General features: G+C 46.0%; 8 protein-coding genes. All 8 read left to right on the top strand.

Annotated elements, in window-relative coordinates:
* Positions 1 to 1262, top strand: a 1262-nt coding sequence (locus V6C93_RS34640; protein ID WP_333481239.1) for an urea transporter, incomplete at its 5' end; no start/stop codon positions are given.
* Between the two features lie 258 nt (positions 1263 to 1520).
* On the top strand, positions 1521 to 1892 hold the full coding sequence (locus V6C93_RS34635) for a hypothetical protein (protein ID WP_333481238.1): 372 nt from the start codon (positions 1521 to 1523) through the stop codon (positions 1890 to 1892).
* 180 nt (positions 1893 to 2072) lie between these two features.
* Entirely contained in the window at positions 2073 to 5642 is a 3570-nt protein-coding gene (locus tag V6C93_RS34630) for a nitric oxide synthase oxygenase (protein ID WP_333481237.1), read from the top strand.
* Between the two features lie 79 nt (positions 5643 to 5721).
* Positions 5722 to 6258, top strand: coding sequence for a GAF domain-containing protein (locus tag V6C93_RS34625; protein WP_333481236.1), 537 nt, complete (start codon positions 5722 to 5724; stop codon positions 6256 to 6258).
* Between the two features lie 38 nt (positions 6259 to 6296).
* Positions 6297 to 7229 (top strand): bestrophin family protein, encoded by a 933-nt coding sequence (locus tag V6C93_RS34620; protein WP_333481235.1) that lies wholly within the window; start codon positions 6297 to 6299, stop codon positions 7227 to 7229.
* A gap of 453 nt (positions 7230 to 7682) precedes the next feature.
* Positions 7683 to 8678: a hypothetical protein gene (locus V6C93_RS34615; RefSeq protein WP_333481234.1), complete on the top strand. Its 996-nt coding sequence runs from the start codon at positions 7683 to 7685 to the stop codon at positions 8676 to 8678.
* A 174-nt stretch (positions 8679 to 8852) separates the two neighbouring features.
* A complete protein-coding gene (locus tag V6C93_RS34610) occupies positions 8853 to 9776 on the top strand; it encodes an alpha/beta hydrolase (protein WP_333481233.1) in 924 nt (307 codons plus the stop codon).
* Between the two features lie 59 nt (positions 9777 to 9835).
* On the top strand, positions 9836 to 10269 hold a 434-nt coding region (locus V6C93_RS34605), incomplete at its 3' end, for a GH116 family glycosyl-hydrolase (protein ID WP_333481232.1).

Here is a 10269-nt window from a genome sequence, read left to right as displayed (position 1 = left end):
CGCTGGCAACTTTTGGCTCACCAGGCAATGGAGCTTGGAACTTGGCGTGGGTCATTGCAACTATCCTTTTCTCTGCGCTGACAACCGTACTCATGAAAACCGTAGGTGTCTGGTTTGTCACCAAGTTTAAGGTTCCCCTGCTGACCCTGCCGTTCAATATTGCTACACTGCTGTTCTTGAGTGCGGTGTTGTTTCTACCCCAGCCTTACTTCAACCTGGGAGCATCGGCACCGCAACTGCTGCCATCGGGAGAACCGCTCGACTGGTTCCGGATTGCTGCATCGCTTCCGATCGCTTTCGGACAGGTATTCCTCGCAGACAAATTTTTGGCCGGACTCTTAATCTTCCTGGCGGTTGCTCTGTGCACGCCCATTGGAGCAGCCGTAGGTCTTCTCGGCAGTATCTTAGGGATTGTTGCGGCTCTCATGGTCGGGGTTACCCCGGATAAACTGTATGCAGGATTGTGGAGCTACAACGCCGTTCTTTCTGCTATGGCTATTGGCGGTGTGTTCTATGCACCAACACTCTACAGTATTCTCATCGGTGCTGCCTGTGCCTTCCTGGCTGCGATCGCAGGTGGTGTGGTTGGCTTCATGTTTGCACCTCTGGGCCTGCCAGCCTTGACTGTACCGTTCTGTATCGTGACCATTGGCTTTTTCTTAGTTTTGCAGCGATCGCTTCCGTCTTTGGTTCCAGTTGCCCTACACGCCGTAACTAGCCCGGAGGAGCATTGGCAGCGCTACCTTACCGCTAAGACCCTGATTAGCAACTTTCGCCGTCAGCTCAAACGTGCAATGCTTGGCAAATCCTGTAATTTTCTATTTGAGGAGGCCGCTGCATCGATTAAGGGTGACCTCCGCTACGTGTTCGATGCGATCGATACAGACCGAAACGGTAGCTTATCGACCCAAGAATTGGCAGTGCATTTGCGTCAGGCCGGTCAAGTTTGGTCTGAAGATGAGTTAGCTTATCTCTTTAAGTGCATGGACGTTGACGGTAGTGGTGAAATCGATTTCCAGGAATTCGGAGAGTTGATGCTTCGACACCGTCGCCTCATGGCAAAGTATGCGGATTTTGTAACGTACTTTCTGCCAATTGATGCCAATGAGGACAATCTGATCAGCGTCGATGAGATGAATGTTGCTCTGTCTAGCGTTGGTGAAGTGCCCCTGTCATCTGATGAAGTCGCATTCTTATATCAACAAACTGATGGACAGCCATTAATCTGGAATCGATTTATTGAAATGCTACTGGTGACATGAGCTAAGCTGTTGCGCGTAAAACGTCGCATATTGCTGAGATTGAAATTGTATTTATTAATACATTTAATGTTATTTTCAAAAATCGTCTATCTTGAGATATAAAGAAAATCCGTTTAAGAATAAATATGCTGTATAGTTAAACCAAATATAAATCTTTCAGGTCTGACTGGTGTGTCAGCCCTCGTTTAAATCAGGTCTTTTTCTGTTCAAAAATAAGTTAAGTCTTCGCCTATGAATCCAAAAATGCTGGGAAAGATTATGGCTTTTCTGTGTTCAGTTCCGCCTGATAGCAACTTGCGCCTGATGTTGCAATTAGCGTTAGCTGTTTCTGTCCCTGATGAAAAGTACGAGAGCTTATTGCTTCCCATGCTGGGAGAGCAGGATTTGAGTGAATTGTTAGAGAAAGATAACTTATTAGCGAGCTTGCTAGAGGCAGACGGTCATTTAGAAGAAGCCGAGAAAAATATGTTATTGGAAGCAATGGAGAAAGTAGGATTGGTTGTTCCCATGAAGATGCAAATGTTGGATGTACTCACGCAAGAGCTGTCTGTCCATCTCGTTGATGAACTAGAAGAGATACAAAATTCGAGTTCGGTGGCAGGGAAAACGCTGTTATGGTCTAATCAATAGTATCGGATAAAAATCAACGTTTAGAGTCAGAGTTTAGCATACCAGAGATTTTAGTTATTAGTTGTCAGGGGCACGAACTCAGGCATTAGTAGGCAACTTTTTTAGTCTTAAATTACTTCCCCAGAGCGCGTTTAACGCACTCTAGTTAATCAATATTTTTTTCAAGTATCCGCAGTGGTTGTGTCTAAGAATAATTTGATTGTTTTTGCATCAGAAACGGAATATGCACCAGCTCAGCAATTGATTCATTTGCTAGAATCTTTAGCTCACTTTCAGGTGCGAGGCTTAAAGCGCTCTAATACAAGTTTGGCATTCACAGCCTCAACAGCAGTTGAATCGTCGAATCTCAACAGTACATCTTTCCCAGCCGTTAAAGACATCTTTCAGGATTGTGAAGTAGCTGTCATGTTCGTCATGCCAGCCGACTTATCTGAGGTAGAACAACTGACTCGTACTTTTTTGGACATTGCGAGTGAAGCAGGAGTCCAGCGATTAGCATGGGTGGCATCGGCGTGTCCGGAAGTCAGTGAGTTGGGTAAGCGTTTGGCTCAAGCAGAGAAATTGGTGCGCTCCTCAAAACTGGAAACCCTAGTTCTGCGCCATGCTCCCCTGTTTTCTGACCTCCTCGATCAGAAAAAAGAGTTAAAGTATCGTCGGACTCTGTCGCTGCCTTTGGGGAATAGTGTCCTGCCGTGGTTGGCTCCGGACGTGATTAGTGAGGCACTCTACAAATGGGTGCTGGGTGACCTGAACCACGAACCCCCCGATGTCTTGACTGGGCCGAGTCAGCTAACCGGAGATGATATTGCCAGAGGACTGTCCGAGGCACTCAGCAAAAATGCGAACAGTCGTAGATTTGCTCAGAATCGTTTTGAGTCCATTGACCTCGACTCTAGTGGACAGCTCGATGCAGAAGAACTTTTTCCCTATTTGTTGGAACTCGGATATAGTCGCGATGAAGCCCAGGCCATCTTAGAGGAAGCCGATCAAGACAATAGTGGCACAATCGACTTTGAGGAGTTCATGCATGGCTTAGAGGAGCATCTCGACAAAATCTTGGCAGATGTTCCCACGGAAGTGCGCTATTTCGACGTACCTGCGTCGGCAGCTTTCTATGACTGGACGATGGGGGGAATGGACGAAAAAACAGCCCAATCCCGATTAGACTTACTCGCTGCACTCAATGAGTACGGGTTACCTGAGAAAAAGCAAGAATTATCTCGGTGGTTGGGTAAATCGAGCATTTCCCTGACAGAATGGGCACATCCATACGCCCTCGACTTGATCAACGTGCATATTCTGCCGGGACGAGGAATTTTAACGATCAATGAAGGGCGATTAGAGGGGCGTCCTGCTCTAACGACCCGTCTGTTGCAAAGCAATGACCGACTGCTGATCGGTCAGCGTACTCTGGATGGTGAGGCACTGGAGTGGCAATGGGCTGGGGAAGATACGAGTAATGCAGAAGTGGTGCGCTATACACCAGAAAAAGGTGGAGAGCGAGTTTTTCAGTTAAAAGACGGCAAAGTTGTCAGTTTATCTGTGCGGGGACGCTGGGCAGGGGTACGATTGGCGACTCAGTTGTTCTTTCAAGATAAGCCGGTTCCTCGCTGGCAAGTGAGCTTGTTCCGAGAGCTTGGGGAACTGCAAATTGAAGAAGCAACGAACTTGGGAGCCGATGATGATGTGGTCTGCAATTGCACGAAGACCACTTGCGGTCATGTGAGAGAACTCATTGAAGGGGGACTCGATACCCTGGAGCGAATTGCCGATCGCACTCAGGCAACATCCATTTGTGGGGGGTGTCAACCCCTGCTGGAAGAAATGCTCGGTTCAGCAAGTCTCGCGGTGGCGGAACTCGTGGCTAGGGAAAATCTGGGTTCTGGCATCACCCGTTTTGAGTTTCACCCCGTGCATGAAGCGGTAGTTGCCTCCAAACCCGGACAGCACATCTTGATTCAGGGGCGGGTAGATAATCGTTGGGTAACCCGCGCCTACACCTTGAGTTCTGCTGCCGATCAAACCGAACACTACGAAATTACGGTCAAGCGGGAAGAGTTTGGGGAGTTTTCTCGTTGGTTGTGCGATCGCGCGGACTCAGATTCCCTGTTTCGCATTTCTCAACCCCGTGGTGAGTATTTCCTAGAAGACGAAAATCCCGTAGTGTTTTTTGCAGGAGGGATTGGCGTTACACCTGCGATCGCCATGATGCGAACTCTTGTCCATCGGGGAGATAACCGCAAGTTTCACTTAGACTATGGTGCACCTCACCCCGAAGATTTAGTCTTCCAGTCAGAGTTAGAACAGATCAACGCACAACATCCTAACCTTACCTTTACCCTGCGGGCGACTCGAAGGGACGGCAGGCTCAATACTGAACGAGTGCAAAATCTATATCCTTACAGCGAGGGTGCTGTTGCCTTTATGTGCGGCCCCCAAACCTTTATGGACGCGGTTCGGGGTTATCTTCAGGAAACAGGATGGCCAACGGATGCGATTCGCGAAGAGTTGTTCTCCTCCAAATTAGATGAGGAAGGACAAGCCCAAGCCCCAGTAGTGCAGCGTTCTGCCGTACAACTGGCTGGAGGAATCACCCCAGTAGAACAATACAGCATCTACGTTGAGCCAATTGGTTCACTGATGAAGGAAGCTGAAGTCTTTCTCAAGCAGTGCTATCTCGAACAAGGACTACCCGACGTTTTTCTCCCTCGTTGGCAAGAGGTGAAAGAATCGATTGAGAACACAGGCAGTTACGAACACACCTACGACGAACTCGTGTACGGGAGTAGGCTGGCATGGCGCAACAGTAACCGTTGTTTGGGACGGAATTTCTGGCGCAACCTGCAAGTGCGGGATATGCGGCATCTGGAAACCGAGGAGGAACTTTTCAAAGCGCTAGTGGAGCATATTAAGCTGGCGACGAATAATGGAGATTTGCGATCGAGCATCACGATTTTTCGACCTGATTTAAAGATTCGAGTCTGGAATAACCTAGTTTTTCGCTACGCAGGCTACCGTCAGCCCGATGGCACAATCTTGGGCGATCCGGCAAACGTAGAGTTGACCGACCAAGCCTTAAAACTAGGTTGGTCGGGTGGTCAAAGGACGCGCTTCGATGTTCTGCCCCTGATTATCCAGGTTGCCGGACGAGAACCTCGCGTGTTTGAGATTCCTCCGGAAATCATTATGGAAGTACCGATTTCCCATCCTCGATACACATGGTTTGAGGAATTGGGGTTGAAGTGGTTTGCCTTGCCTGCTGTGTGCAACATGGTATTGGATTTAGGCGGTATTCAGTACCCCGCGCCCTTCAACGGTTTCTATATGGGAGCAGAGATTGGTGGGCGCAACTTTAGTGATCGCGATCGCTACGATATGCTGCCCATTATTGCCGAAAAGATGGGGTTGGATTGCAGCGACAACATGACTCTGTGGAAGGATTCGGCATTGGTGGAACTCAACGTCGCCGTACTGCACTCTTACAAGCAACACGGTGTCCGGATACTTGACCATCACACCCTAACCGATTCCTTCATGCGTTTTACAGAGGATGAGCGTCAGTGCGATCGTCCCGTGCACGGAGACTGGCGCTGGCTCTTACCACCGTTATCCGCCTCAACCACCCCAGTTTATCCCTTGGAGTTTGAAAATCGGCTGCTCAAACCCAACTATTTCTATCAGCCCGATCCTTGGAAGACAACAACCGAAACCCAAGGTTGTCCATTCCATACAGCCATTGCCAAGAGCTAAAAACTCGTACTAGGTAGGCTGGGTTTCGGCGACAAGAGACCACGCCTACCGTATTTCTTCTCTATTCACAGATGCAACCATGAGCAATTTATCCTTAGATATACAGCAAGTTCTAGAGCAAGCGATTAACGAGGCACCCAATCTTAACACCGCGCTCAATAGCCTACTTCATAACATCTGTGAATTCACACACTGGGACTATGGCGAAGTATGGATTCCTTGCAAAGAAGGCACGATTTTAGAACTATACTCAGCCTTTTACATTACCCCTCATAGAAGCAATGCCCAAATAGATGCCTTAGAACAGTTTCGTATCTGTACAAAAGGATTTACCTTTCCACCCGGTGTTGGCTTACCAGGGAGAGTGTGGTCATCCCAACAACCTGAGTGGCTCCCTGATGCCTGTTCTGTATCTGAACGAGTCTTTTTGCGGAATCAAATTGCCAAAGCGTTTGGCGTAAAAACTGGATTTGGTATTCCCCTTGTTGTAAGCGATCGCGTACTAGCCGTTCTCGTCTTTTTTATGTTAGATGCCCATGAAGAAAACCAAGACTTGATAGCATTTCTGACAACAACTCTAATACAAGTTGCCAACAAACTGGAAAAATTACTCTAGCTCAATAGAACAAACTCATACAAATAAAGGAAGTCAATATGAATCCTGAACACAATAATTGGTTGAAGAGTGTACTCAATTTGAGAAGCTCTGTCATCCCTGCTATTAAGCAACAGGTATTCTTAAGCATGATATTTGCTCTACTTATTACCCTGAGTTATCAGAGAGGATTCCATTCTTTTCATCAGCCAGCTTTAGCCGGTTTAATTCCGGGTATCGTTCTTGGCTTACTCTTAGTTTTTAGAACAAACACAGCCTATGAAAGATTTTGGGAAGGTTGGAAATTAGCAGGAGCGCTAGTATTCACAGGACGAAATTTGGCGAGAAAAATATTAATAAATGTTCCTCAAAAAAGCTTAGAGGACTTCCCAGCAAAAATTACTCATATGCGACTGGTTGGGGGATTTTATACCGCCTTTAACTTACATCTACGAAGAGAAAGTGTAAACGACCGCCTCAAGGAAATTGTTTCTCCAGACCAGTATGCAGAACTCCAAACAGCAACAAATATGCCCCTTAAAATAGCTAAATGGCTCAGTGATTATATTGATAAGCTTTACAATCAGAAGTATATTGATACCATTCAGCTTGAAGCCCATAACAAATTACTCGATCAACTCGTTGAGATTCTGTCCTGTTGTGAGCGAATTTTGGCAGCTCCCATGCCCAATGCTTATTCGACTCACTTAAGGCATCTGTTAATTTTGTATTGTTTCGCATTACCTTTTCAACTGGTTAAGGATTTGCACTGGTGGACTATTCCTACGGTTGGAATCGTTACTTTCGCCCTCTTTGGGATTGAAGCCATTGGATTAGAGATTGAAAATCCTTTTGGTTATGACGCCAACGATATCCCATTAGATAATCTCGCCAAAAAACTGCAAAATGATATTGAGCAGTTAATTGACTCTCATACAAGTCGAGACAGCCTGGAAGAATTACTCAAATTGCCATCAACTCAAGAAAATTAAAGATCTGAAAAAGCCTACATTGTCAAAGAGGTAGTCAACTGACTGTGATTTTTAGTTCCCTGGATTGGCAGAAGAGGGATAGATTGAGCCTATGATAAGCTGTTATGTTTAAAACTTGCATATATTCAAGACGGCTAGTCGGTAATGGGTAATAGGTAATGGGAGATGGAAAACCTTATAGGGAAAGAATTTCATTAATTATCAATGCTCAATTCCCCATTACCAACGAGTGCAACTTGTATGCACGACAGCTTATCAAGTTCGGTTAATTGCCCATAATCAAAATTTCTCCGCGTTCCCACGTCTGGGCGTCTGTCTCAACTATGGGTATTCAACCGGACATGATATGAGCTAACATTGTGGCTGCTCCAATCCAGCGAAACATTCATTATGGGAAAAATCTACTTCCGTCGCGAGACCTAGAAATCATAAGATTAGAACCAGCCTCCAACCATGAAATTTATCGAAATACTTCTACAATGGTCAATTTATTTATCAGTAGCTATCAATGCCATTGTAGTCTACTTGAATATCAATAAAATGTGGAGCCGTAAACAGGAACCTGTTGTTGCTGATAGTATTTCTGTTGCGGCGCAATTGATTAGTTTTGTTACCATAATTCCGTTTCTCATTAATTACAGCCTCAAGGGAAACTATGGCGATGCACTCTATCAATTTTTGTGGTTTGTCTATACAGGTTTTCTTATTATAACAGGGATTGGATTTTGGGTTAAAGAACATCGGTATTTAGGAATTTGGCAAAAATTAATCAGAGCGGTAAACCAAGATAAAAATGAAGTGGGAAATCTGGTAAAATCAATAATAAGTTTCCCAGAAAACCATCAAATTGTAGCAATTTTACATCGCCTAGCATGGCTTGATGATGAGCTGGATCAGAGAGAGCGTGAATACCTTCATTTATTTACAAATCAATTAGGAATTGATTCTGAGCTTATTCTCGATGGCAAACCCCCTGAAGAAGGAATTGATAAATTCAATACTTTGCACCAGTTAGTTCAGGACTACCTCGCCATACAGCCTCCAACAGAACAGGTACAACTTTTAGGCGATTTAGTGCAAGCATTAATCGCAGCCGACGAGAAAATAACGCCAGAGGAAGAGGTAATTGCTGAGGAGATAGGGGGTATGGTGGATAACTCTGCCAAGAGAAACCAAACAACGTACTATGGCATAGTGATTCACCCGAAAAACCAAGAGCAGGAAACAGAAATTGTCAGAGCAATACCAGAGGCAAAAGCAGAATGCCTACTAGGCGATCGCGCGTTTGTTGCCGGCATATTCCATACCAGACGCTATGCAGAACTTGTCAGTGAATCTTATCGCGATCGGGGATGGTTTACAGTAGTACACGAGCATGACTTCTCTCACATTAACTCGACGGAGCGGGACACGGGTAACGCTGCATATGAGAAGGCTCTTAGCGCCTAATACAAACAAGTTTGTTGCTTTGTGCGGCTCGACAGATTCTTGCCAACCTTGAAGCTGGAGACTTCTTTTGCCAACCCTTGAGACACTCGTTAAAGCGTCTAACTATCACAACGATTGAGTGATGGTACTGACTACAATCAAAAACACACTCTAAGCGTTCTGGAGTCAAGGGCTGTGATTATTTCACCTGATTTTGTTTTATTTGCCCAACACGGATGGGCAGATGACAGTAAGGCGATCGCTTCTCTAGCGCGTTCTCTTGCCACACCAAAGACTCTAATCGTAGCACCCGATTTAGGCTGGATAAAAACCTGGATCAGGATTGACCCCCTGATTCACAAATTAGAACAAATTTTCCTAGAAACCCTTGTCAGATATCCCAAGACACCCATCAAAATTATCGGTCATTCAATGGGTGGCTTAATCTGGCTAGAAGTCCTCAGCCGTCACCCCGAATGGTGGTCGCAGGTACACTCATTAGTGCTCATTGCTTCTCCCATTGGTGGTGCAGATTTAGCACGAATTTTCGACCCTCTGGGAATCGGCATCGGTATGGCACGCGATTTAGGCATCAATCGTCGGGAGATGGCTGAGTTAATTGCCACAGCCATTCCTACATTAATCATTGCTGGTGATATTGATAATGGCAGCGACGGCACAATTACGATAGAAACAACCAAGTTTTCAGGAGCCAAGCAGTTTATCTGCTTACCTGCTTTATCTCATGCTGTTCTCAAAAATCACCCGGAGGTTGTGGCAACCATTCAGAATTTTTGGACAAATCCCCAAATACTCGTAGATGAGCGAGAACCCGATTTCAGTACTCTATTAATTCAACAGATACGGTTAGTTCCTGGGATAACTGATGCACATCGACGAGATTTCTACCGCTCAAGAGCCTATATCAGGTTCCACAACGGCATTACAATTCGTACCTGGAGAAATCCTTTACAGGTGGAGCATGTCTTTATTGGTAACAACGAGGGACAATGCCTCTATGGGGGCTTTGTGGGTTGGCTCCATGCTGATGGCTTGCGTAGAACCCTTGAAGACGTGAAGAAACAGTATCATGGCTTGTGTTCAGCCAACGTTCATTAGTCATAGAGAATGGGACTTGGAGGCAATCCATGTGACCCTAATCTCGGTAAAATCAGGGCATGATCTATCAACCTCCCCGTCCAAAAATCCCTGAGTGTACCTGGAAGCGTCCCATTGGTCTTGGCTGGGACAACCCTTACACCGTCCGCTACGCAAGTAATCTCGACGATGGCCCTTGGCATGGTATGCCTCTTGGAGGGTTTGGGGCGGGTTGCATCGGTCGTTCTCCACGAGGGGACTTTAATTTGTGGCACTTGGATGGAGGAGAGCATACCTTTAGAAGCCTTCCAGCTTGTCAGTTTAGTGTGTTTGAGCAGTCAGAGAACGCACCCAAGCAAGCTTATGCTCTGTGTACTGAACCGCCGGAGGATGGTAGTCTTAGCGCGTGGCAATGCTATCCGGCTTCGCAAAAATCAAAAGACAATACGGGTACTTATCAGGCGCTGTATCCTCGGAGTTGGTTTACTTATGAAAATGTTTTCCAAACCGAACT

Source organism: Allocoleopsis sp., assembly GCF_036703385.1.
GTDB lineage: Bacteria > Cyanobacteriota > Cyanobacteriia > Cyanobacteriales > Coleofasciculaceae > Allocoleopsis.
Note: the sequence above shows the minus strand (reverse complement) of the source record. Positions and strands in the feature narration are given on the sequence as shown.

Coding starts and splice junctions, on each gene's coding strand:
- V6C93_RS34635 (WP_333481238.1), top strand. CDS start 1,521: ATGGCTTTTCTGTGTTCAGTTCCGCCTGATAGCAACTTGCGCCTGATG.
- V6C93_RS34625 (WP_333481236.1), top strand. CDS start 5,722: ATGAGCAATTTATCCTTAGATATACAGCAAGTTCTAGAGCAAGCGATT.
- V6C93_RS34620 (WP_333481235.1), top strand. CDS start 6,297: ATGAATCCTGAACACAATAATTGGTTGAAGAGTGTACTCAATTTGAGA.
- V6C93_RS34615 (WP_333481234.1), top strand. CDS start 7,683: ATGAAATTTATCGAAATACTTCTACAATGGTCAATTTATTTATCAGTA.